At 69.0% G+C, this 25,406-nt stretch carries 24 protein-coding genes; 15 read left to right on the forward strand and 9 right to left on the reverse strand.

All coding sequences use genetic code 11. The features are described from left to right. Positions 1 to 9: 9 nt before the first annotated feature. A complete protein-coding gene (locus tag ACQBAU_RS06610) occupies positions 10 to 405 on the reverse strand; it encodes a Rieske (2Fe-2S) protein (RefSeq protein WP_434549485.1) in 396 nt (131 codons plus the stop codon). A 97-nt stretch (positions 406 to 502) separates the two neighbouring features. On the opposite strand from ACQBAU_RS06610, the gene ACQBAU_RS06615 reads away from it, so the two are divergent. Together ACQBAU_RS06615 and ACQBAU_RS06620 are read left to right on the forward strand one after the other, a co-directional pair. Next, positions 503 to 1,171 (forward strand): NAD(P)H-dependent oxidoreductase, encoded by a 669-nt coding sequence (locus ACQBAU_RS06615; RefSeq protein WP_465254749.1) that lies wholly within the window; start codon positions 503 to 505, stop codon positions 1,169 to 1,171. Positions 1,172 to 1,253: 82 nt separating this feature from the next. Then, positions 1,254 to 2,186 carry a DUF368 domain-containing protein gene (locus tag ACQBAU_RS06620; protein WP_465254748.1) on the forward strand — a complete coding sequence of 311 codons (933 nt, stop codon included), beginning with the start codon at positions 1,254 to 1,256 and terminating at the stop codon, positions 2,184 to 2,186. Between the two features lie 44 nt (positions 2,187 to 2,230). On the opposite strand, the gene ACQBAU_RS06625 is transcribed toward ACQBAU_RS06620, so the two are convergent. Next, positions 2,231 to 2,974: a VOC family protein gene (locus ACQBAU_RS06625; RefSeq protein WP_465254747.1), complete on the reverse strand. Its 744-nt coding sequence runs from the start codon at positions 2,972 to 2,974 to the stop codon at positions 2,231 to 2,233. Beyond that, positions 2,971 to 3,153 carry a ribbon-helix-helix domain-containing protein gene (locus ACQBAU_RS06630; RefSeq protein ID WP_465254746.1) on the reverse strand — a complete coding sequence of 61 codons (183 nt, stop codon included), beginning with the start codon at positions 3,151 to 3,153 and terminating at the stop codon, positions 2,971 to 2,973. Before ACQBAU_RS06630 ends, ACQBAU_RS06625 begins: the two co-directional genes overlap by 4 nt. Before the next feature lie 102 nt (positions 3,154 to 3,255). Between ACQBAU_RS06630 and uvrC the strand changes: the two genes are divergently transcribed. After that, entirely contained in the window at positions 3,256 to 5,382 is a 2,127-nt protein-coding gene (gene uvrC / locus ACQBAU_RS06635) for an excinuclease ABC subunit UvrC (protein ID WP_465254745.1), read from the forward strand. Between the two features lie 25 nt (positions 5,383 to 5,407). Here the strand turns inward: uvrC and ACQBAU_RS06640 are convergent, their stop codons facing one another. Beyond that, positions 5,408 to 6,088, reverse strand: a complete 681-nt coding sequence (locus tag ACQBAU_RS06640) for a DUF1345 domain-containing protein (RefSeq protein WP_465254744.1) — start codon at positions 6,086 to 6,088, stop codon at positions 5,408 to 5,410. A gap of 160 nt (positions 6,089 to 6,248) precedes the next feature. Here ACQBAU_RS06640 and rapZ point away from each other — a divergent pair, with 160 nt between their 5' ends. The 8 genes from rapZ to ACQBAU_RS06680 all read left to right on the forward strand — a co-directional run bounded on the left by rapZ (position 6,249) and on the right by ACQBAU_RS06680 (position 13,358). After that, on the forward strand, positions 6,249 to 7,157 hold the full coding sequence (rapZ, locus tag ACQBAU_RS06645; protein ID WP_434549490.1) for an RNase adapter RapZ: 909 nt from the start codon (positions 6,249 to 6,251) through the stop codon (positions 7,155 to 7,157). Between the two features lie 19 nt (positions 7,158 to 7,176). Beyond that, positions 7,177 to 8,169, forward strand: a complete 993-nt coding sequence (locus ACQBAU_RS06650) for a gluconeogenesis factor YvcK family protein (RefSeq protein ID WP_434549541.1) — start codon at positions 7,177 to 7,179, stop codon at positions 8,167 to 8,169. Between the two features lie 58 nt (positions 8,170 to 8,227). Continuing rightward, positions 8,228 to 9,214: a DNA-binding protein WhiA gene (gene whiA, locus ACQBAU_RS06655; RefSeq protein ID WP_465254743.1), complete on the forward strand. Its 987-nt coding sequence runs from the start codon at positions 8,228 to 8,230 to the stop codon at positions 9,212 to 9,214. A 202-nt stretch (positions 9,215 to 9,416) separates the two neighbouring features. Continuing rightward, entirely contained in the window at positions 9,417 to 10,442 is a 1,026-nt protein-coding gene (gene gap / locus ACQBAU_RS06660) for a type I glyceraldehyde-3-phosphate dehydrogenase (protein ID WP_434549492.1), read from the forward strand. Between the two features lie 116 nt (positions 10,443 to 10,558). Continuing rightward, positions 10,559 to 11,746, forward strand: a complete 1,188-nt coding sequence (locus tag ACQBAU_RS06665) for a phosphoglycerate kinase (protein WP_434549493.1) — start codon at positions 10,559 to 10,561, stop codon at positions 11,744 to 11,746. Between the two features lie 90 nt (positions 11,747 to 11,836). After that, positions 11,837 to 12,616: a triose-phosphate isomerase gene (gene tpiA / locus ACQBAU_RS06670; protein WP_434549542.1), complete on the forward strand. Its 780-nt coding sequence runs from the start codon at positions 11,837 to 11,839 to the stop codon at positions 12,614 to 12,616. A gap of 50 nt (positions 12,617 to 12,666) precedes the next feature. Beyond that, on the forward strand, positions 12,667 to 12,912 hold the full coding sequence (secG, locus tag ACQBAU_RS06675; protein ID WP_465259497.1) for a preprotein translocase subunit SecG: 246 nt from the start codon (positions 12,667 to 12,669) through the stop codon (positions 12,910 to 12,912). An 86-nt stretch (positions 12,913 to 12,998) separates the two neighbouring features. Continuing rightward, complete coding sequence (locus ACQBAU_RS06680) at positions 12,999 to 13,358, forward strand: RNA polymerase-binding protein RbpA (RefSeq protein ID WP_434549494.1); 360 nt, start codon at positions 12,999 to 13,001, stop codon at positions 13,356 to 13,358. Between the two features lie 173 nt (positions 13,359 to 13,531). Here the strand turns inward: ACQBAU_RS06680 and ACQBAU_RS06685 are convergent, their stop codons facing one another. After that, positions 13,532 to 15,751: an MMPL family transporter gene (locus ACQBAU_RS06685; protein ID WP_434549495.1), complete on the reverse strand. Its 2,220-nt coding sequence runs from the start codon at positions 15,749 to 15,751 to the stop codon at positions 13,532 to 13,534. 213 nt (positions 15,752 to 15,964) lie between these two features. Here ACQBAU_RS06685 and ACQBAU_RS06690 point away from each other — a divergent pair, with 213 nt between their 5' ends. The 4 genes from ACQBAU_RS06690 (at position 15,965) to ACQBAU_RS06705 (ending at position 20,733) form a co-directional block, all read left to right on the forward strand. Then, positions 15,965 to 16,975 carry an ABC transporter permease gene (locus tag ACQBAU_RS06690; protein ID WP_434549496.1) on the forward strand — a complete coding sequence of 337 codons (1,011 nt, stop codon included), beginning with the start codon at positions 15,965 to 15,967 and terminating at the stop codon, positions 16,973 to 16,975. Then, positions 16,972 to 17,955: a carbohydrate ABC transporter permease gene (locus ACQBAU_RS06695; protein ID WP_434549497.1), complete on the forward strand. Its 984-nt coding sequence runs from the start codon at positions 16,972 to 16,974 to the stop codon at positions 17,953 to 17,955. Before ACQBAU_RS06690 ends, ACQBAU_RS06695 begins: the two co-directional genes overlap by 4 nt. 355 nt (positions 17,956 to 18,310) lie before the next feature. Next, a complete protein-coding gene (locus ACQBAU_RS06700; RefSeq protein WP_465254742.1) occupies positions 18,311 to 19,933 on the forward strand; it encodes an extracellular solute-binding protein in 1,623 nt (540 codons plus the stop codon). Beyond that, positions 19,930 to 20,733, forward strand: coding sequence for an alpha/beta hydrolase (locus tag ACQBAU_RS06705; protein WP_465254741.1), 804 nt, complete (start codon positions 19,930 to 19,932; stop codon positions 20,731 to 20,733). The genes ACQBAU_RS06700 and ACQBAU_RS06705 overlap by 4 nt, the downstream gene beginning before the upstream one ends. 69 nt (positions 20,734 to 20,802) lie before the next feature. On the opposite strand, the gene pgl is transcribed toward ACQBAU_RS06705, so the two are convergent. The 4 genes from pgl to tal form a co-directional block, all read right to left on the reverse strand. Next, a complete protein-coding gene (gene pgl, locus ACQBAU_RS06710; protein WP_465254740.1) occupies positions 20,803 to 21,540 on the reverse strand; it encodes a 6-phosphogluconolactonase in 738 nt (245 codons plus the stop codon). Further along, positions 21,540 to 22,607, reverse strand: coding sequence for a glucose-6-phosphate dehydrogenase assembly protein OpcA (locus ACQBAU_RS06715; protein WP_465254739.1), 1,068 nt, complete (start codon positions 22,605 to 22,607; stop codon positions 21,540 to 21,542). The genes pgl and ACQBAU_RS06715 overlap by 1 nt, the downstream gene beginning before the upstream one ends. A 10-nt stretch (positions 22,608 to 22,617) precedes the next feature. Then, positions 22,618 to 24,171, reverse strand: coding sequence for a glucose-6-phosphate dehydrogenase (zwf, locus tag ACQBAU_RS06720; RefSeq protein WP_434549502.1), 1,554 nt, complete (start codon positions 24,169 to 24,171; stop codon positions 22,618 to 22,620). Between the two features lie 91 nt (positions 24,172 to 24,262). Continuing rightward, complete coding sequence (gene tal, locus ACQBAU_RS06725; RefSeq protein WP_434549503.1) at positions 24,263 to 25,384, reverse strand: transaldolase; 1,122 nt, start codon at positions 25,382 to 25,384, stop codon at positions 24,263 to 24,265. Between the last annotated feature and the right edge of the window lie 22 nt (positions 25,385 to 25,406).

The following is a 25,406-nucleotide window of genomic DNA, read 5'->3' on the forward strand; positions in this document are numbered from 1 at the left end:
GTCCCGCCGTCAGCCGATGTTGACGGTCTCCCCGGAGACCTCGGCCGGGAACGAGGCCAAGGGTTCGTTGGCCGGGCCCTGGGCCACCGATCCGTCGGTGATCGAGAACCGGCTGCCGTGGCAGTCGCACACGATCTCGGCACCGTCGATCCGCGACACCGGGCATTGCTGGTGCGTGCAGGTCTTGGTGAACGCCTTGAACTCACCGGCGGTCGGCTGGGTGACGACGTAGTTGGCGTCGGGCAGGATCAGACCGCCTCCGACCGGGACCTCGGAGACGGCGACCGAGGCCGGTCCGGCCGGCTCCGACGGGGACTGACCGCCGGACTGGCAGGCGCCCAACCCGACCGCGGTGGCGGCCAGGCCCGAGGTGATCAACAGGTTCCGGCGGGTGTAGGGCGACATCAGTCCTCCAGGTGTGTGGGGATTTCGTCCCGAGCCACCCACAGCGTACAAGCGTCCGGCGAGACTGCGCGGCGACGACCCCAGTACGCTGCGAGCCATGTTGAGCCCCGGCGACTGCTCGCCCGTCATGGTGGTGTTGGCCCATCCCCGCACCGGGTCGTTGTGTCATCGACTGGCCCGGCGGGCTGTCGAGTCGATCAAGGAGACGGGTGCGGAGGCGACCCTGCACGATCTGTACGCCGAGGGCTTCGACCCGGTTCTGCTCCCGGAGGAGGCGTGGCAGGCCAACCTTGACAGCGCCCTGCTGACCGATGACGACCGTGGGGTGCCGCGTGACGGCGGGATCGACCCGATGGTTTCCCGCCACCGTTGGGAACTGGAGCGTTCGCGCGCACTGGTCGTCGTGCACCCCGACTGGTGGGGCAAGCCACCGGCCATCCTCAGCGGCTGGCTCGACCGGGTGCTGGTCCCGGTGTGGGGGAGCCATGACAGCGGCGACCCGAGGACCGGTCCGGAGGCCGAGCAGCGAACCGATGCCGAGGGACTTCGACGCGTCCTGGTGATCAACACCGCCGGCGAGCGTGCCGTTGACGGTGCCGACCCGCTGGGCCTCACCTGGCGCGAGGGCGTCGGACGCCGACTCCCCACCACGGAGCTGGAACGACTGTCGTTGCGTGGCGGCGCCGACGTCACCAGCGACCAGGTCGACCGCTGGCTGATCGCCACCGGCCGGGCCGCGCGATGGGTGGCCGGTGCTCCCCGATGATTGACTGACGACTCGGAGATCCGTCTCGCGCTCGGCGCGTGGGTATGCTGTCGGCGATTCCCGAACCCCACCAGAAGGCACGATGGCCACACAAGACGATCCTGTCCGACCAGATGTCCCGGAGCACCTGGCTGCACCCGAGAGCATCGGTGCCTGGCTGCTCCGCCTGCTGAAGGGCGTTGCGGTGGGCATCGGCTTCATCTTGCCCGGACTGTCCGGCGGTGTGCTTGCCGTGATCTTCAAGATCTACGACCCGCTCATCAAGTTCTTGGCCAACCCCTTCAAGCACTTCCTCAAGCAGTTCCGCTACTTCCTGCCCGTGGGCATCGGCGGGCTCGTCGGCCTGGTCCTGTTCTCCATCGTGGTGGCGGCAGCCTTCGGGCGCTACGAGGCAGCCTTCGTGTGCCTGTTCATCGGTTTCGTGATCGGCACCTTCCCGAGCCTGTGGCGCCAGGCGGGGAAGCAGGGCCGCGCCGGTCGGCACTGGGTCATCCTCGCGCTGTCGGCGGCATTCATCTTCACCGTGATGCTGTTGGGCGGCCGGATGGATCTCGACGTGCCACCGTCGATCCCGGTGTGGCTCGGCTCGGGGGCGCTCATCGGCCTTGGTGTGATCGTGCCGGGTATGAGCCCGTCGAACTTCCTGATCTACTTCGGGCTGTACGACAAGATGGCCGAGGGGATCAAGGACTTCGAGCCCACGGTGTTCATCCCCCTGTTCGTCGGCCTGATCCTGTGCGTGGTCCTGCTGGCCAAGGCCGCCAACTGGGCCTTCGGCAAGCACTACGCCGGGATGTACCACTTCATTCTCGGCATGGTGGCCGGCTCGTCGTTGGCCATCTTCCCCACCGTCGTCCTCGTCCCCGATGCGATCGCCAAGAGTGGCCTGCCACTCGGCCTGTTCCTGGCGTTCTGCGCCGCGCTGCTCGTCGTCGGCATCCTCGCCTCATGGGGGTTCTCCAAGATCGAGAACCGCTATGCCGGGGAGAGGGAAGCCATCGACTCGTCCTCCTGAGGTGCCGTGAGGTGCGCCGCCCCGCCGTCGGGCGAGGTGGGCCGTCACGCCGGGTGGATCTCGATCCGTCGTCCGTCCGGGTCGGTCACCACCACGTACGAACCCTCGGCCACGAGCGCCGCGTCGTCGAAACCGGCATCCTGCAGCCGCTCCACCACGGTGGGCAGGGACTCCTCGCTGCTGAAGCCGAGCTCGGCACCGTCGACCGGCTGGTGGGTGCGGCGGTGCAGGCCCACCACGCCGCCGGCCGATCGGAGCTCCCGCCAGGTCGTCGAGGCATCCTCGGGTCCGTTCGGGGCAGGGGAGAACCCGAAGTGCCCCAAGCAATCAGTGATGCCAGCGGGGTCGTCGGTGAACCAGACGGCGACCACGTCGACAGCCGTGGCGACCGTCGTGTCGGCTGCTGGGCCGGGGCGGTAGCCGTACAGGTCGTGCATCTCCTCGTTGATCCAGGTGGTCCGGCCGGACGTGTCCCTCACCTCGAGGCGACGGCCGTACGCCTCGTCGATCAGGTCGACCTGTAGCCCGCGCGACCGGAGGTGATCGGCGGCTCGCTCGGCGTCGGGGGTCTCGAAGCCCAGCGAGGTCGACACAACTCGGTTGTCCGGTCCGGCCGTCGCGGTGTCGTGGACACCGATCCGGCCGTGTCGGCCCGCCAGGACGGCGAACCGGTCGGCCGGGCCGCTCACGACGGTCCGCAGTCCGACGGCCCGGAGGAGGGCGATCATGCCCGGAGGATCGTCGGTGAACCGGTAGGGGCACAGGTGGAACAGCGGAGCGGAGGTCATGTCGACTCCTTCGTCACGGTGTCGTTGGTGAGGGGTGTGGACAGGTAGAGGCGCAGTGCGGTCTCCGCGACGGCGGAGAGACTGCGGCCCTCGTCGATGGCCCGGTGCTTGAACGCGCGGATCAGGTCCGGTGGCAGGTAGACGTTGAACTGCGCCTTGGGTGGAGGCTTCGTGGACATAGCTAGAATGCTAGCAATCTAGATTGCTGGGGGCAACGTCCGAGGCCGAGGTGGCACCGCGGGCGACCGGAAGTGTCGGTGCGCAGACATAGGGTTGTCGGTATGGCCGACCCGTCCACCTATCGCCCCGCGCCGGGCTCCATCCCGACCCAACCCGGGGTGTACCGGTTCAGCGACGAGCACGGCCGGGTCATCTATGTCGGCAAGGCCAAGAACCTCCGGTCCCGGCTCAACAGCTACTTCGCCGATCCGGCATCACTGCACAACCGGACCCAGACGATGGTGCTGACGGCGGCCCGGGTGCAGTGGACCGTGGTCCGCACCGAGGTCGAGGCGTTGCAGCTCGAGTACTCGTGGATCAAGGAGTACGACCCGCGGTTCAACGTGAAGTACCGCGACGACAAGTCTTACCCGTGGCTCGCCATCTCGTTGGCCGAGGAGTTCCCACGGGTGTACGTGGGCCGCGGCCCCCGGCGGAAGGGGACCCGCTACTTCGGGCCGTACTCCCACGCCTGGGCGATCCGGGAGACGGTCGACCTGCTGCTCCGGGTGTTCCCGATGCGGTCTTGCACCCGCGGCGTGTTCAACAACGCCGCGGCCAGCGGCCGGCCCTGCCTGCTCGGCTACATCGACAAGTGCAGCGCCCCGTGCGTCGGCCGGGTCAGTGCCGAAGAGCACCGGGCCATTGCGGAGGACTTCGCCGCCTTCATGGCCGGCCGCTCCGATCCGCTGGTCAACCGGCTGGAGCGCGAGATGCAAGAGGCGAGTGCCGAGCAGGACTACGAACGGGCGGCGCGCAAGCGGGACGACCTCACCGCCGTCCGCCGCGCCCTGGAGTCGAACGCGGTCGTGCTGGGCACCGGCACCGACGCCGACGTGGTCGCCATCGCCGAGGATCCGCTGGAGGTCGCGGTGCAGATCTTCCACGTCCGCGGCGGCCGGGTCCGCGGGGAGCGCGGCTGGGTCGCCGACCGGACCGACGACAGCGGCACCGCCGAACTGGTGGAGAACTTCCTGCTCCAGTTGTACGGCACCACAGCCGACGCCGAGGACGCCCGGCTGCCCCGGGAGGTGCTGGTCCCCGCCGTCGGGGATTCCACCCCGGCCCTGGCCGCGATGCTCGGTGAACGTCGTGGCGCGAGCGTCGAGATCCGCGTGCCACAACGCGGTGACAAGGCCCGTCTGCTCGAGACCGTCGGTCGCAACGCCAAGGAGGCGCTCGTCCGGCACAAGACCAAACGTGCCGGCGACCTGTCGACCCGCAACCGTGCTCTGGAGGAGATCCAGCAGGCCCTCGACCTGCCGACCGCGCCGCTGCGCATCGAATGTTTCGACATCTCCAACCTGCAGGGCACCGAGATCGTCGCCTCCATGGTGGTCTTCGAGGACGGCCTGCCCCGCAAGGGCGAGTACCGCCGGTTCGTGATCCGCGGGTTGTCGGGGGAGACGGTCGGGCAGAACGACGTCGCGGCCATGCACGAGGTGATCACCCGCCGTTTCCGGCGGCTGCTGTCCGACCGCGCCGAGACCAAGGAGGCCGAACGCGCGGCGGACGAACTGGAGGCGGCACGGGTCGATGGGGACGGGGTCGATGGGGACGGGGTCGACCAGGGCGGGGGCGACCAGGACGGGTCCGAGGGGCCACTGCTGATCGACCCGACCACCGGCGCACCACGCAGGTTCGCGTACGCCCCGGCGCTGGTGGTCGTCGACGGCGGCGCACCGCAGGTGGCGGCCGCCCACCGGGCGCTGACCGAGCTCGGCCTCGCGGACGAGATCGCGCTGAGTGGCCTGGCAAAGCGACTGGAGGAGGTGTGGCTCCCCGACAACGAGGACCCGGTGATCCTGCCTCGCACGAGTGAGGGCCTCTACCTGCTGCAGCGGATCCGTGACGAGGCCCACCGGTTCGCGATCACCCACCATCGGGGCCGCCGCAGCAAGTCGATGGTCGAGTCGGTGCTGGACGACGTCCCGGGGCTCGGCGAGGTCCGCCGCAAGACGCTGCTCAAGGAGTTCGGCTCGCTGCGCAAGCTCCGCGCCGCCAGCCTGGACGACATCGCCGCCCTGCCCGGCTTCGGCGAACGGACGGCCACGGCGGTGCTGGTCGCGCTGGCCGCCGACGAGGTCGAGCCCGCCTACAACGCCACCACTGGTGAGGTCATCACCGGCGAACCGTCGCCCGCGACCGAGCCGGGGCCAGCGCCCGACCGCGTACGGGGCACGAGCTGACGGTGCCGCCGGCGAGTCGCCGGGTTCAGCTGGTCAGTCCGCCGAACAGGAGCGACACCATCATCGCGACGATCACGGAGTTGAACACGAAGGCGAACAGGACGTTCAGGCGTACGGTCCGCCAGGCCCGCCGGCTCCTGATCTCGGCCGACGTGGTCGCCGCCATCACCGACAGCAGCACCGTGAACGTCAGATAGTCACCGAACTCGGGCGGTCCCTCGGCCGCGTGGACGAGGTGCCGGGTGCCGTCCGGTTGCGGGACGACGTCCAGGTGCAGGTACTCCAGCGCGAACGCGAAGACCATCAAGAGCCAGGAGCCGCCGACCGCGAGCAGCCCGCCCACCACGTACGCGATCTCGGTCCGGTACACCGGGCTCTGGGCGATCGCCAGTGTCAACACGATCGCGATCGTGGCACCCGACAGGGTGGACGCGGTGGCGCCACTGCTGCCGGTGAAGCGGGCCCACCGGGAGTTCCGTTCGGACAGTTCCTGCCGTGCCAGCCTGACCAGCCCGCGCGGCGACCGGCGGGTGTAGACGGCGTGGGTCCAGGCCAGGTACACGACGCTGTAGGCCAGCCACATCACCAGGTAGAACGGCACGAACAGCGGGCCCAGGTCGTTGATCGTGAAGTTCGACCAGTCGAGGGCGACCAGCCCCGGCACGGTGACGCCGGTGCCCGTGAGCAGGGCCAGCGTGCCGCACACCGAGGACCGGTGGTGTCACCCATGATCTGCTGCGCCATCCGCACCTCCTGCTTCGGGACCCGTGCCGCTGAACCTACTAGCACGGCCGCCGCCCGGCTGATCCTGCTGGCCGGCTCGTGCCCGCTGAACAGCGGAGGCATGCGGCGGACATAATGGCGGGGTGAGCCCTGAACCGGACCCCACCGCGGGTGAGACCCCCAGCCGGTCGTCGACGCCCGGGCTGCGCGTGGCCGTCGTCACCGGGATGACCGGCGCCGGGCGCAGCACCGCCGCCAACACCTTGGAGGACCTCGGCTGGTACGTGGTCGACAACCTGCCGCCCCGGCTGGTGCCGACCCTGTGCACGTTGGTGTCCCGGGCCAACATGAGCAAGCTGGCGGTGGTGGTGGACTGCCGCAGCCAGCGCTTCTTCCGGCAGCTGCCCACGATGTTCGCCGAGCTGAGCGCCGACCGCCGCGACCACGAGATCCTGTTCGTGGAGGCCAGCGACGAGATCATCGTCCGCCGGCAGGAGTCGGTCCGGCGACCCCATCCGCTGCAGGGGGACGGGCGACTGCTCGACGGGATCGTGGCGGAACGGCGGATGCTCGCCTCGGTCCGGGCCGCGGCCGACCTGGTGATCGACACCACCTCGCTGAACGTCAACCAGCTGCGCGAACGGGTGGCCCACGCCTTCGAGGGCGAGGCGTTGGACCAGCTCCGGCTGACCGTGCTCTCGTTCGGCTTCAAGCACGGCATCCCGGTCGACGCCGACCTCACCTTCGACGTCCGGTTCCTGCCCAACCCGCACTGGGTGCCCGAACTCCAACCCCACTCGGGCCGGGACAAGCCGGTGGCCGAGTACGTGTTGTCGCAGCCGGGGGCCGAGGAGTTCCTCAGCCAGGTCGAGGGACTGATCGACCTGATGAAGGAGGGCTACCTGCGCGAGGGAAAGCGGTTCGCCACCGTCGCCATCGGCTGCACCGGCGGTCGACACCGCAGCGTCGCGATGGCGGAGGCGTTCGCGGCCCGGATGACCGCGGCCGGGGTCGCGTCCAACGTGATGCACCGGGACGTGGCGCGACAGTGAGCGGGGTGAGGACACGATGATGCGGTACGAGATCCCCGGCGGGTTCGGCTCGTCGTTGCCCTCGGTGGTCGTGCTGGGCGGCGGCCACGGCATGGCGGCCAACCTGACCGCACTGCGCCGGGTCACCGACCGGTTGACCGCGGTGGTGACGGTGGCCGACGACGGCGGCTCGTCCGGCCGGCTCCGTGAGGAGCTGGCGTGCCTGCCGCCGGGAGACCTGCGGATGGCGCTGGCCGCCCTGTGCGGCGACGACGCCGCCGGCCGCCGCTGGGCCGAGGTGCTGCAGTACCGGTTCGAGAGCCCGGGTGCCCTCGACGGCCACCCGATCGGCAACCTGATGATCGCCGGGCTGTGGCAGCTGGTGCAGGACCCGGTCGCGGGGCTCGACATGATCACCGACCTGATCGGCTCCCGCGGTCGCGTGCTGCCGATGGCCGACCAGCCGTTGGAGATCGAGGCCGAGGTGGTGGGGCACGACCTGACCAGGCCGGAGGACCTGGTGGCCGTCAGGGGGCAGGTCGCGGTGGCCAGCACTCCCGGTTGGATTCAGTCGATCCGGTTGCTGCCCGACAGGCCGCGGGCCTGCCCGGAGGCGGTCACCGCCGTCCTCGACGCCGACTGGGTGATCCTCGGCCCCGGGTCGTGGTTCACCTCGGTGCTGCCACACCTGATGGTGCCCGAGTTGGCCGAGGCGCTGACCCGGACCAAGGCCCGCCGCATCCTCACCCTCAACATCACCGCCAGCGAGGACGAGACGCCCGACTTCACCGCGGCCCGTCACATCGAGCTGGTGGCCGAGCACGAACCACGGATGCGGTTCGACCGGGTGCTCACCGACTCCCGTTATGCGGCAGGGGACAAGGCGCTGGAGTCGTACGCGGCCTCGTTGGGTGCCGAACTGGTCGTGAACGACCTGATCATGCGGGACGGCACGGCTCGTCACAACCCGTTGTTGTTGGCGTCGGCGTACGCCGAGATCCTGGCCGAGTCACCCGGCACCTCACCGCTGTGACGCGTTCCCGCCCGGCTGTGGTGAGGCACGATTCCGCGACTCATGGCAGGATGCAGCAATGGCGATGACGGCGCAGGTGAAGGCGGAACTGGCGACCACTGCGGTGACCAAACCGTGCTGTCGTCGTGCCGAAGTTGCCGCCATGTTGAGGTTCTCGGGTGGTCTCCACCTGGTCGGCGGCAAGATCATCATCGAGGCCGAGCTCGACACCGGGGCAGCGGCCCGTCGCCTGCGTACCCACATCACCGACCTGTTCGGCTTCGACTCCGACCTGCTCACCGTCACCAGTTCCGGACTGCGGCGCGGCACCCGGTACGTGCTGCGGGTGCTGAAGGACGGCGACGCGCTGGCCCGGCAGACCGGCCTGGTCGACTCCAAGGGCCGACCTGCCCGCGGCTTGCCGCCGCAGATCGTGTCCGGTGGGGTGTGTGACTCCGAGGCGGCCTGGCGTGGCGCCTTCCTGGCGCACGGCTCGCTCACCGAACCCGGCCGCTCGATGGCCCTCGAGGTCACCTGCCCCGGCCCGGAGGCCGCGCTGGCGCTGGTCGGCGCGGCCCGCCGGCTGCAGATCTCGTCCAAGGCCCGCGAGGTGCGCAACGTCGATCGGGTGGTGATCCGCGACGGCGACGCGATCGCGGCGATGCTCACCAGACTCGGCGCCCACGAGACCGTGCTGGCCTGGGAGGAGCGCCGGATGCGGCGTGAGGTGCGGGCCTCGGCCAACCGGCTCGCCAACTTCGACGACGCCAACCTCCGCCGGTCGGCCCGCGCCGCGGTGGCGGCCGGTGCCCGGGTCGAACGTGCCCTGGAGATCCTCGGCGACGAGGTGCCCGAGCACCTCGAGAAGGCCGGCAAGCTTCGCATCGAGCACAAGCAGGCCTCCTTGGAGGAGCTCGGCCAGCTGCACGATCCGCCGCTCACCAAGGATGCGGTGGCCGGCCGGATCCGGCGGCTGCTCGCCACCGCCGACAAGCGGGCAGTCGAACTCGGCATCCCCGACACCGAGTCCGGGTTGAGTGCCGAACTGCTCGACGACGACGCCTGAGGTGCCGCGGATCGGGGCCTCGCCAGGCCTCGGGTGACGAGTCGATGATCATCGGGTGACGGCCCGATGACGTACCGCGTGTGACCACCGTGGGGTCTGGTACGGGTGCCGGACCACCTGCTCGGCCGGTAGTAACGCGGCCGCCGCAAGGTGAGTACTGTGGGCATGACGGGACCATCAGGCGAAAGGGATTGATCTCAAGATGACTCTCAAGGTTGGCATCAACGGCTTCGGCCGCATCGGACGAAACTTCTACCGGGCCCTGGTGGCAGCCGGCGCGGACATCGAGGTGGTTGCGGCCAACGACCTCATGCCGAACGAGACCATCGCCCAGCTCCTCAAGTACGACTCGATCCTCGGCCGCTTCCCCGGTGAGGTGACCGCCGACGCCGAGACCATCACCGTCGACGGCAAGACGATCAAGATCTACGAGGAGAAGGACCCGGCCAACATCCCGTGGGGTGAGCTCGGCGTCGACATCGTCGTGGAGTCGACCGGCCGCTTCACCGAGGCCTCGGCCGCCAAGGCCCACCTCACCGCGGGTGCGAAGAAGGTCATCATCTCCGCCCCGGCGAAGAACGAGGACATCACGGTCGTGATGGGCGTCAACGACGACCTGTACGACCCGGCCAACCACCACGTCATCTCGAACGCGTCGTGCACCACGAACTGCCTGGCGCCGATGGCGAAGGCGCTCAACGACGGGCTGGGTGCGAATGGTGAAGGGGGCATCGTCAAGGGCCTGATGACCACCATCCACGCCTACACCGCCGACCAGAACCTGCAGGACGGCCCGCACAAGGACCTGCGTCGCGCCCGCGCCGCCGCCCTCAACATCGTGCCCACCACCACCGGCGCCGCGAAGGCCGTCGCGCTGGTGCTGCCGGAGCTCAAGGGCAAGCTCGACGGGTACGCACTGCGCGTCCCGGTGCCCACCGGTTCGGCCACCGACCTCACCTTCGAGGCCGCCCGTGAGACCACCGTCGAGGAGGTCAACGAGATCGTCCGCAAGGCGGCGGAGAGCGGTCCGCTGGCCGGCTTCCTCAAGTACACCGAGGACGAGATCGTCTCCTCCGACATCGTCACCGACCCGGCGTCGTGCATCTTCGACTCCGGCCTGACCAAGGTCACCGGCAACCAGGTCAAGGTCGTCGGCTGGTACGACAACGAGTGGGGCTACTCCAACACGTTGGTCGCGCTGGTCAACAAGGTCGGCGCGCAGCTCTGATCCGTACGACACACGGGGGTGGCCATCGCGGACGACGCGGTGGCCACACCTGTGTGGCAGGGACTGGGGCAGCCACCCCGGGACACAACACCAGTCACAGCCGGAGGGAAGTCGGGATGAAGTCGATCAAGGACCTGGGCGAACTGCAGGGCAAGCGGGTACTGATCCGCTGTGACCTGAACGTACCGCTCGACGGCGAGACGATCACCGACGACGGCCGGATCCGGGCCTCGGTGCCGACACTCACCGCCCTGCGCGAGGCCGGCGCGCGGGTGATCGTGCTGGCCCACCTCGGGCGTCCGAAGGGCCAGATCAAGCCCGAGTTCTCACTGCGCCCGGCGGCTCGGCGACTCTCCGAACTGCTCGGCATCCCGGTGCCGCTCGCCAACGACACGGTGGGGGAGGGTGCGGCCAGCACCGTCGGGGCGTTGGCCGATGGCGACGTCGCGATGCTGGAGAACGTCCGCTTCGAGCCGGGGGAGGAGTCCAAGGACGACGCCGAGCGCGGAGCGCTGGCCGACAAGTACGCCTCGCTGGGTGACGTCTTCGTTTCCGACGGGTTCGGCGTGGTGCACCGCAAGCAGGCTTCGGTGTACGACCTCGCCTCCCGGCTGCCCAACGCGGCCGGCCTGCTGGTCGAGGCCGAGGTCGGCGTGCTGCAGCAGCTCACCGAACAGCCGAAGCGGCCGTACGTCGTCGTGCTCGGCGGTGCGAAGGTGTCCGACAAGCTCAAGGTGATCGACAACCTGGTCGCCAAGGCCGACAGGCTGCTGATCGGCGGCGGCATGGTCTTCACCTTCCTGAAGGCGCAGGGCCACGAGATCGGCACCAGCCTGGTGGAGGACGATCAGGTCGACACCATCAAGGCGTTGCTCGACGATCCCGCGATCGCGGCCAAGATCAGCCTGCCGACCGACATCGTGGTCGCCCCCGAGTTCGCCGCCGACGCGCCGCCCACCACGGTCGCCGCCGACGCCATGCCGGCCGACCAGCTGGGCCTCGACATCGGCCCCGACTCGGCAGCCGCCTTCGCCGCCGAGATCCGCGATGCCGGCACCGTGTTCTGGAACGGCCCGATGGGGGTCGCCGAGATGCCCGCCTTCGCGGCCGGTACCCGCACGGTCGCCCAAGCGCTCACCGAGGTCACCGGACTGTCGGTCGTCGGTGGCGGTGACTCCGCGGCCGCGGTGCGCGACATGGGCTTCGCCGACGACGACTTCGGCCACATCTCCACCGGCGGTGGCGCCAGCCTGGAATACCTTGAGGGCAAGGAACTCCCGGGCCTGGCCGTACTGGCCGACTGACCCGACCCGACCCGACCCGACCCGACCCGACCCGACGAGCCTGCAGTACCCAAGACGAGGAGCGACGTGAGCACCAGCCGTACCCCCCTGATGGCCGGCAACTGGAAGATGAACCTCAACCACATGGAAGCGGTGGGGTTCGTCCAGAAGTTGGCGTGGACGCTGCAGGACAAGAAGTACGACCCACAGAGCTGTGAGGTCGTGGTGATCCCGCCGTTCACCGACCTGCGCGGGGTGCAGTCGTTGATCACCAGCGACCGGCTGCCGTTGGGCTGGGGTGCGCAGGACGTGTCGGCCCACGAGTCCGGCGCCTACACCGGCGAGGTGTCGGCGGCGATGCTGGCCAAGCTCGAGTGCCGGTACGTGCTGGTCGGCCATTCCGAGCGACGCCAGTACCACGCCGAGGACGATGCGCTGGTGTCGGCGAAGGTGGGCCGGGTGCTCGGCGCCGGAATGAGCCCGATCATCTGTGTGGGTGAGGACCTCGAGGTCCGGCAGGCCGGCAACCAGATCCAGCACACGCTCACCCAGCTCGACGGGGCCCTGGCCGGGCTCACCGCCGAGCAGGTCGCCGAGTGCGTGATCGCGTACGAACCGGTGTGGGCCATCGGCACCGGCGAGGTCGCCACGCCCGAGGACGCGCAGGAGGTGTGCGGCGCCATCCGTGCCCGGATCGCCGAGACCCACGACGCCGACGGTGGCAGCACCGCCGACGTGGTCCGCGTGCTCTACGGCGGCTCGGTGAAGCCGGGCAACGTGGCGCAGATCATGGCCCAGGCCGACGTCGACGGAGCACTGGTCGGTGGGGCCAGCTTGGTGGTCGACGACTTCGCCGCGATCGCGCGGTTCGCCGAACTGCCCGCCCTGTGACTCAGAAATCCCACGACCGCTGAGGTAGGCTGGCCGCCGTGATTGTCATGATGAGCGTGCCCGTCCTCGCGTTCAGCATCCTGTTGGTGCTGACCAGCGTGGTGCTGGGGCTGATGGTGCTCCTGCACAAGGGGCGAGGTGGTGGCATGTCCGACCTGTTCGGTGGTGGCATGTCGTCGTCCATGGGCGGTTCATCGGTCGCCGAACGCAACCTGGACAAGATGACCGTCATCGTCGGTGTCGTCTGGTTGGCGTCCATCCTCGCGCTCTCCCTCTTGTACATGCTGGAGATGTGAGTCACAGTGTCACTCCGCGTGTTCGCCCGGGTCACCCCCGACATCACGCCACAGCACGACAGTCGACCAGTTGGGAGCCTCAACAGATGAGCAATGGTGGCAACGCGATCCGCGGCAGCAGAGTTGGTGCCGGGCCGATGGGCGAGGCCGAACGTGGTGAGGCCGCCCCCCGCCTGGTGGTGAGCTTCTTCTGCTCCAACGGACACGAGACCAGGCCGGCCTTCGCGGTGGATGCCGCCATCCCGGAGGAGTGGGACTGCCCACGGTGCGGGCTCCCGGCCAGCACCGACCAGGAGAACCCGCCCCCGCCGCCGAAGATCCTGCCGTACAAGACACACCTGGCGTACGTGAAGGAGCGGCGCTCCGAGTCGGAGGCCGCCGCCATCCTCAACGAAGCGGTCACCGAGCTGCGGGCCCGTCGCAAGCGCGGCGACGTCTTCTACTGATTCGTTCTCGGCCACGTCCCCCGAGCTTGTCGAGGGGCCGGCTCGTAAGAATGGGCGCCACAGCGACACACGCGACACATGCGTCCAGCTGTGTCGCTGTGGCGCCCATTCTTACGGCCACCTGGCTGGATCCGGCGTGCTGCGGGCCTCGTGACGGCTCGCCGGGCGGATGATCAGGACGTGATCCGCCGCGGCCACCAGGTCCGACGACCGAGGTCGATCGCCAGCCCTGGGACGAGCAGGCTCCGCACCACGAAGGTGTCGAGCAGGACGCCGAAGGCGACGATGAAGGCCAACTGCACCAGGAACAGCAGGGGGATCACCCCGAGGGCCGCGAACGTCGCCGCCAACACGATGCCGGCACTGGTGATCACCCCGCCGGTCGTGACCAGGGCCCGCTGCACCCCGCGCTTCGACACCGGTTCCGCCGGCTGACCCTCGCCGGTCGTCCCGTCCGCCGCGTTCCTGCGCGCTTCCTGGTCGAGGGCGACGACCTCCTCCCGGGCTCGCGCCATCAGGAAGATCGAGTAGTCGACGCCGAGCGCGACCAGGAACACGAAGCCGAGCAGCGGCACCGTCGGGTCGGCCCCGGGGAAGTCGAACAGGTGGTTGAAGACCAGGGCGGAGACCCCCATCGTCGCTGCGAAGGACAACACGTTGGCGACGGTGAGCATCAAGGCAGCGACGATCGAACGCAGCAGCAACGTGAGCAGCACCATGATCACCAACAGCACCAGCGGGATCACGACGATCAGGTCGCGCTCGGCGGTCAGCCGCGTGTCGAGCCGCTCCGCCTCCTGGCCGCCGACCAGCACCTCGCCGGGGGCCAGCGGGTGGACCGCGGCGCGGATCTGCTCGACCTCGTCGGTCGCGTCCTCGGGGTCGGTCGGGATCGCATCCACCACGACCCGTCCGTCGATCACCGTCTCACCGACCCGGACGCCCTCGATCCCGGTCACGGCGGTGGCGCGTTCGGCGACCTCGTCGGCAACCTCGGCGGGGGCGATGATCCGGATCGGGGTGGCCTGCCCGATGTCGTACGACTGCTCCAGGATCTGCTCGCCGACGGCCGCGTCGGTGGGGTTGAGGAAGATCTCGGACTGCGTCGTGCCGGTGGCCTGGAGCTGGCCGAGGTTGGCGGCCCCGGCCACCAGCAGTACCGCGGCACCGATCCAGACGCGGCGCGGATGACGACCGATCAGGTCGGCGAGGCGCTGCCAGAAGCCACGGCGTACGGCGGCCGCCGGCGCAGCGTCGGCACCCCCGGTACCGGACGGTTCGTCCGCCCCGGTGGCCGGACGAGGGATCCGCGGCCAGAACACCCACCGGCCGAGCAACAACAGGGCCGGCAGGAAGGTCAGTGACGCCAGCACGGCCGACCCGATCGCGATGGCTCCGACCGGGCCCAGGTAGCGGCTCGAGTTCAGGTTGGCGGCCAACAGGCAGAGCAGGCCCAGGGCCACGGTCCCGGCCGAGGCGGCGATGGTGCCCAGACAGCTGCGCCAGGCCCGGGTCATCGCCTGCCACGGCGAAGCATGACGAGTCAGTTCCTCGCGGTACCTCGCCACCAGCAACAGGGCGTAGTCGGTGGCGGCCCCGACCACGAGGATGAACAGGATGCCCTGGGCCTGCCCGTTGATGATGATCGTGCCGCTGTCGGCGAGGTGGTAGACCACGAATCCGGCCAGGGACAGACCGGAGACCGCCGACAGCAGCACCAGCACCGGCATCACGATGGAGCGGTAGACGATCAGCAGGATGACCAGCACCGTGGCCAGCGCGACCAGCAGCAGCAGGCCGTCGAGCCCGCTGAAGGCGATCCCGATGTCGGCGATGAACCCGGCCGGCCCAGTGACGTGGGTCTCCGCGCCCGGGTCGGTGTACGAGGCGGCCTGCTCTCGCAGCGCCTCGATCGTGGGGCCCACGTACGATCCGCCGTCGGCGGTCTTGGCCTCCAGGGCCGTCCGCGACAGCGACAGCACGATGACGATCCCGGACCCGTCCGTGGCCGCCACCGCGATCGCAGGGTCCTCGGTGCGGAATTCGGACAGCGGTCGGCCCTCCACCGTCACGCCCTTCAGCAGCCCCTCGGCGTAGACCGTCCCGGGCGGGCCGGGAGGCTGGTTCGGACCGAGTGCCTGCTCGACGACGTCCGGATGCTGGATGACGATCAGCGCCGGAAGTGTGTCGGTGTCGTCGAAGGCAGCCAGCTCCTCACGGGCCGTCACCGACTCCGCATCGGCCGGCAACAGCACGTCCGCATTGTTCGTCGTCACCGTGGACACCTGGCCGATGGCGCGGCCGCCGACGGCCGCCACACCGAGCCAGATCGCCATCAGGGCAACGATCAGGAGGGTTCGGAGTAGTCTGAGGCTGCGCGAGGAAGTGGTCACCTGCCAAACGCTAGGGCCGGTTCCGGACGGCACCCATCCATCGAAGGGTTGATCCGTGCTGCCGGGCTCGGCGACGACCCGTCACCGGGGATCCGGGTCGCAAGTTGCAATCGTTTGCGCTCAGCACTTGACCGCTGACCTCTCAGGTGTGAGGCTGACTCCGCGAAGGGGCGGCAGCCCCCGACCCTGTGCTGTGCCGGGAGAAAGGGCGTGATGACAGAGACGATTGAGGCCAAGGCAAATTCCTTGGTCCAGGGGCAGGAATCTGTGGAGGAGCTCTCCACGGAGAGTCCCCCGCCCAACAAGAAGTCATTCGGTCAGCGGTTCCGTCGCGACTGGGCCCTGCTGCTGTTCGCGCTCCCCGGCGTGCTGGTGTTCCTCTGCTTCCAGTACCTGCCGCTGCTCGGCAACGTGATCGCGTGGAAGGACTACCAGCCGTTCATCGGCATCCTCGAGTCCGACTGGGTCGGCTGGGAGAACTTCGAGATCATCACCGAAGGTGATCCGGACTTCGTCAACGCCCTGCGCAACACCCTCATCATCACGTTCCTGCAGCTGGTGTTCACGTTCCCGGCGCCGATCGCGCTGGCGCTGCTGATGAACAGCCTGATGTCGGAGGGCTTCAAGCGCGTCGTGCAGTCGATCCTCTACCTCCCGCACTTCCTGTCGTGGGTGGTCGTGGTGGCGCTGTTCCAGCACGTGCTCGGGTTCAACGGGCCACTGGAACAGTTCATGTCCGCCATCGGTGGGCCCGAACCGCACATCATCGGCAACCCCGACTTCTTCAAGCCGCTGCTGATCCTGCAGGACATGTGGAAGAACACCGGCTGGGGCACGATCCTGTTCCTGGCCGCACTCGCCGGCATCGACCAGGAGTTGTACGAGGCCGCAGCGGTCGACGGCGCGAGCCGCGCCCGTCAGCTGTGGCACGTCACGCTGCCCGGCATCCGGCCCATCGTGATCCTGATCCTCATCCTGCGGATCGGCGACATCCTGTCGGTCGGCTTCGAGCAGATCATCCTGCAGCAACCGGCGGTCGGGTTGGAAGTGTCGGAAGTGCTCGACACCTACGTCTACAACAACGGCATCGTCGGAGGTGAGTGGGGCACATCGGCTGCCGTGGGTCTGGTCAAGGGCGTACTGGCGGTGCTGTTGATCCTCGGAGCCAACAAACTTGCCCACATGTTCGGTGAAGCCGGCATCTACCAAGGAGCCGAGAAGTGACCGACCCCATCCAGGTCCAGGACAGCCAATCGGCCGCCGTTGCGGACTCGGCCGACCAGGAGCGCATCCGCGACGACAACAAGAAGCCGCCGAAGAAGTCGCTGTACGTGGGGTTCCGGCCCCACCCGGCGATGGAGGCGCTGAAGATGATCTTCCTCGGCATCTGCTGCATGTTGGTCATCGGTCCGTTCATCATGGTGGTCTCGACCAGCCTCGCCGACGCCGAGCAGATCGGTCGTGGCGGCGGTCTGGTGCTGTGGCCGCAGAACCCGAGCCTCGAGTCGTACCGCGCCATCCTCGGTGGTGGCCAGGTCACCCGAGCCCTCGGTGTCTCGGTGACCATCACCGTCGGCGGTACGGCGCTCGCGCTGGCCTTCACGTCGATGCTCGCCTACGCGCTGTCGCGCCGCACGATGCTGTTCAACCGCGCCATCTTGATGGGCGTGCTGTTGACCATGCTGTTCTCGGCCGGCCTGATCCCGAACTACCTGACCATCAAGCAGTTCGGCCTGCTCGACTCACTCTGGTCGCTGGTGCTGCCGGTGTCGGTGAGCGCGTTCAACTGCATCGTGATGCGGCAGTTCTTCATGAACCTGCCACAGGAGCTGACCGAGGCGGCGATCGTCGACGGGGCCAGTGAGTTCCGGATCTTCTGGAACATCATCTTGCCGCTGTCGAAGCCAATCATGGCCGCCATCGGCCTGTTCTACGCCGTCGCCTTCTGGAACACCTTCTTCTCGGCACTGCTGTACATCAACGACGCCGCGAAGTGGCCGATCCAGCTGATCCTGCGGCAGTACCTGGTCAACAACGCACAGCTCGGCGTGAACGAGATCGACCTCGCCGGCGAGATCCCGCCACCGCAGCCCAGCCTGCAGATGGCGATCCTGGTGGTCTCCCTGGTCCCGATCGTGATCGTCTACCCGTTCCTGCAGCGCCACTTCGTCAAGGGCATGCTGACGGGCGCAGTCAAGGGCTGAGCACCACTCGGCCAGCCTGCCGGGCCACCGCTCGACAGGCTGGCCGGGACCCTTCGTCCACGGTGGGGAAGTCGTTGGGCGGGCCGATCGGCCCACCTCCGACTTTCCCACCGTTGCGCTATGTACACGGTTGCACCAATGGTGTTACGGTGTGGCCCTGCCGTGGAAAGCGTGATGCTTTTCCCATGACGATGGTGTCCCGGACAAGGTTGGGCAACCTCTTCCCGTACGGGATCGGGCACCGTCATCCATGGCGAGCGGCCACAGCAGGGGCTGTGGACCGTGCTGACGGCACCGCAGGAGCAACCATCCTGACTGCGGCACCGCGTCGCAGTTCGTGACGAAGAGGACAAGCATGCTGAGTCGACGAGGACTGATCGGAAGTGGCCTGGCCCTGGCAGCGGGGGCCACGGCCCTGGCCGGGTGCAACCCGGACGGGGGCGGTGGTGGTGGCACCGGCGGCAGCGGGGAGGCCGGCTCGGGCAATCTGCCCACCCACATCCCGTTCGAGGGTGTCACCCCGGACATCCCGGCCGGTGAGAACGGCATCCCCGCCGCCTACCTGCAGTACCCGGCCGAGCCCGTGTCCACCGGGATCACCCCGCTCACCACCGGTGACCCGGTGTCGATGCTGCTCGTGGGCTCCCCGCCGCCGGTCGACCTGGGCAAGAACCAGTGGTACAAGATGATGACCGACGCCATCGGCAACGAGTTCGAGTTCACCTGGGGCAGCTGGTCGAACTACTCCGACAAGTATGCGGTGACCATCGCGAGCGGGTCCGTCCCCGACATGGTGATGATGCAGACCGTCGCCCAGTTCCCGAAGATGCTGGACACGGTCTTCACCGACCTGACCGACTTCCTCGCCGGCGACGCGATCGCCGACTACCCGGGCCTGGCCGCCTTCCCCACGCCCAGTTGGAAGGTGCCACAGCTGAACGGTCGGATCTGGGGCATCCCGCAGCCCCGGCCGCCGGCCGGCCGGGTGCTGTCGATCCGCAACGATCTCGCCGAGAAGGCCGGGGTCGGGCGGAACCCGACGGTCGCCAACGGTGAGGAGTTCGTTGCGCTGATGACCGAGCTCACCGATGCCGACAAGAAGGTGTGGGCGATGGGAGCGGATCCAGCGCAGTGGCTGCTGCCGATGATCTCCAACATGACCGGTGCTCCGAACGGGTACAAGGAGGAGAACGGAGCCTTCGTCCACGAGTGGGAGACGCCGGAGTTCAAGCTGGCCCTCGAGGAGTCGGCGAAGATCTGGAGTGCCGGGCTGCTCCACCCGCAGTCGGCGCAGGAGGCGGCCAACTACGACTGGTGGAGTGCCGGCGTGACCTCCTTGTACGCGCAGGCCTTCACCGGGTGGGCCAGCTACGCACCCGAGCACCCCGACTGGGACATGGGTGCGGTCGTGCTGCCGAAGTGGGACGGTGGCGGACCGGCCGGCATCCACCTCAGCGAGGCGGGCTACTCGTCCTGGGTCGGGGTCTCCAAGCAGGACTCCGACGACAAGGTACGCGAACTGCTGCGCGTCGCCGACTACTTGGCCTCACCGTTCGGGACCAAGGAGTTCGTCGACATCAACTACGGGATCGAGGGCACCCACTACGCCCTCGAGGGCACCGACCCGGTCCCGGAGGGGGAGCCGACCAAGCAGGAGCAGATCCGTTCGCTGCGCTACGTCGGCGACCCGTACCTGTCGGTGCTGTACGTCCCGGGGCAGCAGGAGGTCGTCAAGGACATGCACGCCTACCTGACCGAGGTGATGCCCGGCGGCGTCGCCGACGCCTCCACCGGGCTGTACTCCGAGACCTCGGTCACCGACGGGTCCTCGGCCCGCCGCAAGATGGCCGACACGTTGCTCGGTGTCATCATCGGTCGCAACCAGATGAGTGAGTTCGACACCGAGCTGAAGAACTACCAGGAGACGGTGGGCAAGAAGATCAACGAGGAACTCGCCGAGGCGAAGGCCAACAGTTGATCAGTCGCGACCTGCCCGGAGCCGAGCTGCCCACCCAGCAGATCGACCTGTTCCCTCCCACCGCCGGCGCGGGGGAGGGGCAGGACGGGGCGGCTGGTTCCGGTGGCCGGCTCGGGGTGTTCCACGTCCACGGTGGCGGCTGGTACGCCGGCACCCGGGACAGCTACCACGCGTGGGCCGGTCACGCTGCCGGACTGGGGCTGCCCAGCGCCAGTGCCGGCTACCGCATCGAACCCGGGTCGAGCTACCGGGACAAGTTGACCGACGTGGTGTCCGGTCTGCGGGTCTTCGCCACGGAGTTCGACGACCTGGCCGGGGTCTGCCTGGTCGGCTCGTCGGCCGGCGCCCACCTGGTCACGGCGTTGGCACTGACCGGTGTCGAGCCGTGGTTGCCCGCCGGCGTCGATCCGGCCGACCTGCCGCCGATCGTCGGGGTGCACTCGGCGAACGGCCCCGGGTCGATGCGTCCCGAGTCGCTGTTGCAGGCCCAGCAGCGGTTGACCGAGATGGCGATGACGGCCGACGAGATCGAGCTGTTGGACCAGCCCGTGGTGGCCCCGCCGATGACGTGGTTGTTCCTGCTGGCGGAGCGGGAGACCTACTTCCCGCACGAGCACGTCGCCTGGCTGTCCGACCGGCTGGCTGCCGCCGGTCATGACTGCGAGACGGTCGTGGTGCCCGACACCGATCACGGGTTCGTGTACGGAGTGCTGAAGCGCGGCGGTGAGGCGGCCGAGGTCAGCACCGCGGCGGTCGAGGCGTTCCTCGCCCGCGTCCAGCAGCGGATGCGGGCGGTCTGAGCCGACCCGCGGGCGCCGGTCCGCTGCGGGATCAGTCGGTGAGGCCGGGATCAGTCGGTGAGGGCAGGATCAGTCGGTGAGAGCCTGGGCGGCCGCCCGGTCGACCAGCCACTCGGTACGCTCGGTGCCGGTCACCAGGGTGCACGGCAGGGGGCCGTCCCCGAGTGCCGGGTCCACCGGCCGGCCGTGGGCCGCGGCCACCACCGGTGCCTTCTCGGCACCGACGACGGTCAGCCACACCTGACGTGACCGGTTGATCACCGGCAGCGAGAAGCTCACTCGCTCGGGTGGTGGCTTGGGGGAGTCACGGACCGCGATCACCTGACCCGGAGCGGTCAACGACGGGTGCCGCGGGAACAGTGAGGCGACGTGCCCGTCCGGCCCGGCCCCCAACAGGCAGAGGTCGAGGTGGCGGTCGCCGAGCTGCTGCGCGTACGCCGTCGCGGCCGCGTCGAGCTCCGGCCCGGCAGGATCGGCGCCCGGCGACGGGGCCGGCGCCTGATGGCGTACGGCATGCTCCCAGAGGGGCCCCAGGGCGACCCGCGCCTGCTCGTCGTTGCGGTCGGGGTCACCGAGCGGGACGAACCGCTCGTCGCCCCACCACAGGTGGACCCGCGACCAGTCGATAGCCGAGGTGTCGTAGGCGGCGAGCCGTTCGTACGCCGCGGTGGCGATGGTGCCGCCGGTGAGTGCGACATGCACCTCCGACTGACCGGTGAGTCGGATCGCGAGGTGGGCGATGATCCGACCGGCGAGCGCGTCGGCGACCTCCTCGGCCGTGGCCAGGACGTCCAGTGAACCCGGCATCAGTTCGCCGTCTTCTTGGCCGCCGTCTTCTTGGCCGTCGCCTTCTTGGCGGCCGTCTTCGTGGCAGGCGCCTGCTTGGTCGTCGTCTTCTTGGCCGTCGCCTTCTTGGCCGTGGCCCGTCGCCCGGGTGCCTGCGTCGTGACGGCGTCGGTGATCCCGGTGTTGCGTGGCTGGTTCAGCAGGGCCGTCACGGTCTGGTGGAAGATGTCGTCGGGGTCCATCCGGCGCAGTTCCTCGGCCAGCAACTCCGCCACCGGGCGTCGCTTCAGGGCGACCAACCGGTTCGGCTGACCGGGAACGGTGTAGGAGGCGAGCTTGCCGTCACCGCGGGTGATCGAGATGTCCCCGGCCGCGGTGGTCATCCGGGCCGAGGTGATGCCCGGTCCGTCGGTCACCTCGCGTGTCACCGGCACCCGCAGCCGCGACGACAGCCAGGCCGCCAGCAGGTTGGCCGAGGCACTGTTGCGTTCCGCCGCCACCGTGGCCGTCTGGACCTTCGCCGAGTACTGGTCGAGGGCCGCGGCGAGCAGGGAACGCCACAGCGTGATCCGGGTCCACGCCAGGTCGGTGTCGCCCGGCTGGTAGTTCTCCGAGCGAAGCCGCAGTGCCCGCAACGGCCGGGCGGCCCCCATCGAGTCGGTGACCCGACGGTCGGCCATCTGGCCCAGTTCGTGGCCGGCCAGGTCGGCCGGTGCGGTGCCGGGCCACCAGACCACGACGGGGGAGTCGGGCAGCAGCAGCGGCCGGACCACCGACGCGGCATGCCTGCCCATCTGGCCCTTCATGTGGAGCAGCACCAGTTCGCCGGGGGTGCCGCCACCGATCCGGACCTCGGCGTCGAGCTCGGTCCGGCGGCCACCGAGCGAGACCGCGACCAGGATCCGACAGGGGTGCTCCTTGGCCGCCTGGGTGGCGGCCTCGATCGCCTCGTCGACGTCCTCGTCCACGTTGAGGCAGATGACCAGGGTCAACACCATGCCCATCGCCGGAGATCCGGCGGCCCGGCGTGCCCGGACGATCGCACTGGAGATGTCAGGGGTCGTCGTGTTCTCGAGGGTTGTGATCATCACCGTCTCCTTACGGCCGACGCCACGTGAAGCCGTCACGGGCGAGCATCTCGTCAGCGGACTTCGGTCCCCACGAGCCGGGCTCGTAGTGGTCCAACCCCGGTTCGGCGCGGGAGGTGGCGTCGGTCTCGGCCCAGTGGTCGAGGATCGGGTCGAGGATCTGCCAGGACCGCTCCACCTCCTGGTGGTGCGGGAACAGCGGCGGGTCACCCAGCAACACGTCGAGGATCAGCCGCTCGTACGCCTCCGGGCTCGACTCGGTGAACGAGCCGCCGTACGCGAAGTCCATGCTGACCTCGCGGATCTCCATCTGCGTACCGGGAACCTTCGCCCCGAACCGCAGCGTGATCCCTTCGTCCGGCTGGATCCGCATCACCAGGGCGTTGGCGCCGAGGTCCTCGGTCTGGGTGTCGGTGAACGGCAGGTGCGGGGCACGCTTGAGGCCGAGGGCGACCTCGGTCACCCGGCGGGCCAGCCGCTTGCCGGTGCGCAGGTAGAACGGCACCCCCGCCCAGCGACGGTTCTGGATGTCGACCCGGACCGCGGCGTAGGTCTCGGTGGTCGAGTCCTGCGGGATCCCGTCCTCGTCGAGGTAGCCCTTCACCTGACGTCCACCGGCCCAGCCGCCGAGGTAGCGGCCCCGCGCGGTGTGCAGGTCGATCCGCTTCGGCGGCATCGTCGCCTCGAGCACCTTCAACTTCTCGGCCCGCAGCTGGCGGGCGTCGAACGAGGTCGGCTCCTCCATCGCGGCCAGGGCGAGCAACTGCAGCAGGTGGTTCTGGATCACGTCGCGGGCCGCACCGATGCCGTCGTAGTAGCCGGCCCGGCCGCCGATGCCGATGTCCTCGGCCATCGTGATCTGCACGTGGTCGACGTAGTTGTTGTTCCAGATCGGCTCGAACAGCTGGTTGGCGAACCGCAGCGCCAAGATGTTCTGCACCGTCTCCTTGCCGAGGTAGTGGTCGATCCGGAACACCGACTGCGACGGGAACACCTGGGACACGATCCGCTGGAGCTCCTGGGCGCTGGCCAGGTCGTGTCCGAACGGCTTCTCGATCACCACCCGGTTCCACCGGCCGTCGCCGTGGTTGTCGGCCAGCCCGTGCTGCCGCAGCTGGGTCACCACCGGCTCGAACAGGCCCGGCGGGATCGACAGGTAGAAGGCGTGGTTGCCGCCCGTACCGCGCGCCTCGTCCAGGTCGGCGATGGTGTCCTTGAGCCGGGCGAACGCCTCGTCGTCACCGATCTGACCGGAGACGAACCGGATGCCCTCCGACAGTTGCGCCCACGCCTCCTCCCGGAACGGGGTGCGGGCGTGCTGCTTGACCGCGTCGTGCACGATCTTGGCGAAGTCCTGGTCGGCCCAGTCGCGTCGGGCGAACCCGACGAGCGCGAACCCGGGCGGCAACAACCCGCGATTGGCGAGGTCGTACACCGCCGGCATCAGCTTCTTGGTCGACAGGTCGCCGGTGACGCCGAAGATCACCAGCACACAGGGGCCGGCGACCCGGGGCAGGCGGCGATCCTGGGGATCACGCAGCGGGTTGGTCTTCTGGTTGGTCACAGTCCGTCCTCAACTGGTCGAGATCATGGTGATCGGTGCCGCGGTGCGGGGGGGGCCATCGGCCCCCGGTGATCGACGTCGCGGCGACGCGTCATGCCTTGCCGGCCGAGCCCGACATCGCACTCTCGACGGTGGCGGTCAGTTCCTCGCCCGACTTGACGAACTTCTCGACCCCCTCCTGCTCGAGCACGAGAACGACGTCGTCGAAGTCGATGCCCACCCCGGCGAGGGCGTCCATCACCTGCCGGGCCTGCGCGGCCACGTCGTCGCCGGACACCTTGTCGCCATGGACCTCGCCGTGGTCACCGAAGGCGTCCATCGTCTTCTCCGGCATCGTGTTCACCGTGTCGGCGACGACCAACTCGGTGACGTACAGCGTGTCGGGGTAGTCCGGGTTCTTGACGCCGGTGGAGGCCCACAGCGGCCGTTGGGTGTTGGCACCCTGTGCGGCCAGTGCCTGCCACCGCTCGGTCGCGACCGTCTCGGCAAAGGCGTGGTACGCCAGTCGCGCGTTCGCGATCGCGGCCTTCCCCTTCAGCTCGGCGGCCTCGGGAGTGCCGATCTCGTCCAGTCGCTTGTCGACCTCGGCATCCACCCGGGACACGAAGAACGAGGCCACCGAGTGGATGGTCGAGAGGTCGATCCCGGCCGCGGCGGCCTCCTCGAGACCGGTCAGGTACGCGTCGATCACGGCCTGGTAGCGCTCGAGGGAGAAGATCAGCGTCACGTTGACGCTGATGCCGGCTGCGGTCGCGGCGGTGATTGCCGGCAGCCCGGCCTCGGTCGCCGGGATCTTCACGAACGCGTTGGGCCGGTCGACCAGCTCCCACAGCATCTTGGCCTGCGTGATCGTGGCGTCGGTGTCGTTGGCCAGTTGGGCGTCCACCTCGATCGACACCCGACCGTCGACCCCGCCGGTCGCCTTGTTCACCTCGGTGAACAGGTCACACGCCTCCCGGACGTCGTCGGCCATGATCGCGTGCACGGCCTCCTGGGTCTTCGTGCCGGCGGCAGCGAGCTCGGCGACCTGTTCGGCGTACGCCTCCCCGTCGGACAGTGCCGAGGCGAAGATGGTCGGGTTCGTGGTGACACCCACCACCGACTGTTCCTTGATCAACTGCACCAGGTCGCCCGAGGTCAGTCGCTCGCGCGACAGGTCGTCCAGCCAGATGGACACTCCGGCGTCGGCCAGTGCCTTCAAACGCTCGTTCATGATCGTTCCCTTCCGCAGCTGC

Origin of the sequence: Carbonicoccus niuqiaonis (assembly GCF_050157065.1) — a bacterium.
Taxonomy (GTDB): Bacteria; Actinomycetota; Actinomycetes; order Propionibacteriales; family Propionibacteriaceae; genus Avipropionibacterium.

Excerpts from the sequence above, each read along its gene's own strand:
- gap (WP_434549492.1), top strand. The coding sequence starts at position 9,417 with ATGACTCTCAAGGTTGGCATCAACGGCTTCGGCCGCATCGGACGAAAC.
- ACQBAU_RS06625 (WP_465254747.1), bottom strand. The coding sequence starts at position 2,974 with ATGACCTCCGCTCCGCTGTTCCACCTGTGCCCCTACCGGTTCACCGAC.
- ACQBAU_RS06650 (WP_434549541.1), top strand. The coding sequence starts at position 7,177 with ATGCGGTACGAGATCCCCGGCGGGTTCGGCTCGTCGTTGCCCTCGGTG.
- tpiA (WP_434549542.1), top strand. The coding sequence starts at position 11,837 with ATGGCCGGCAACTGGAAGATGAACCTCAACCACATGGAAGCGGTGGGG.
- ACQBAU_RS06715 (WP_465254739.1), bottom strand. The coding sequence starts at position 22,607 with ATGATCACAACCCTCGAGAACACGACGACCCCTGACATCTCCAGTGCG.
- whiA (WP_465254743.1), top strand. The coding sequence starts at position 8,228 with ATGGCGATGACGGCGCAGGTGAAGGCGGAACTGGCGACCACTGCGGTG.
- ACQBAU_RS06620 (WP_465254748.1), top strand. The coding sequence starts at position 1,254 with ATGGCCACACAAGACGATCCTGTCCGACCAGATGTCCCGGAGCACCTG.
- ACQBAU_RS06690 (WP_434549496.1), top strand. The coding sequence starts at position 15,965 with ATGACAGAGACGATTGAGGCCAAGGCAAATTCCTTGGTCCAGGGGCAG.
- pgl (WP_465254740.1), bottom strand. The coding sequence starts at position 21,540 with ATGCCGGGTTCACTGGACGTCCTGGCCACGGCCGAGGAGGTCGCCGAC.
- ACQBAU_RS06615 (WP_465254749.1), top strand. The coding sequence starts at position 503 with ATGTTGAGCCCCGGCGACTGCTCGCCCGTCATGGTGGTGTTGGCCCAT.
- ACQBAU_RS06665 (WP_434549493.1), top strand. The coding sequence starts at position 10,559 with ATGAAGTCGATCAAGGACCTGGGCGAACTGCAGGGCAAGCGGGTACTG.
- ACQBAU_RS06700 (WP_465254742.1), top strand. The coding sequence starts at position 18,311 with ATGCTGAGTCGACGAGGACTGATCGGAAGTGGCCTGGCCCTGGCAGCG.
- uvrC (WP_465254745.1), top strand. The coding sequence starts at position 3,256 with ATGGCCGACCCGTCCACCTATCGCCCCGCGCCGGGCTCCATCCCGACC.
- ACQBAU_RS06680 (WP_434549494.1), top strand. The coding sequence starts at position 12,999 with ATGAGCAATGGTGGCAACGCGATCCGCGGCAGCAGAGTTGGTGCCGGG.
- secG (WP_465259497.1), top strand. The coding sequence starts at position 12,667 with ATGAGCGTGCCCGTCCTCGCGTTCAGCATCCTGTTGGTGCTGACCAGC.
- tal (WP_434549503.1), bottom strand. The coding sequence starts at position 25,384 with ATGAACGAGCGTTTGAAGGCACTGGCCGACGCCGGAGTGTCCATCTGG.
- ACQBAU_RS06610 (WP_434549485.1), bottom strand. The coding sequence starts at position 405 with ATGTCGCCCTACACCCGCCGGAACCTGTTGATCACCTCGGGCCTGGCC.
- ACQBAU_RS06630 (WP_465254746.1), bottom strand. The coding sequence starts at position 3,153 with ATGTCCACGAAGCCTCCACCCAAGGCGCAGTTCAACGTCTACCTGCCA.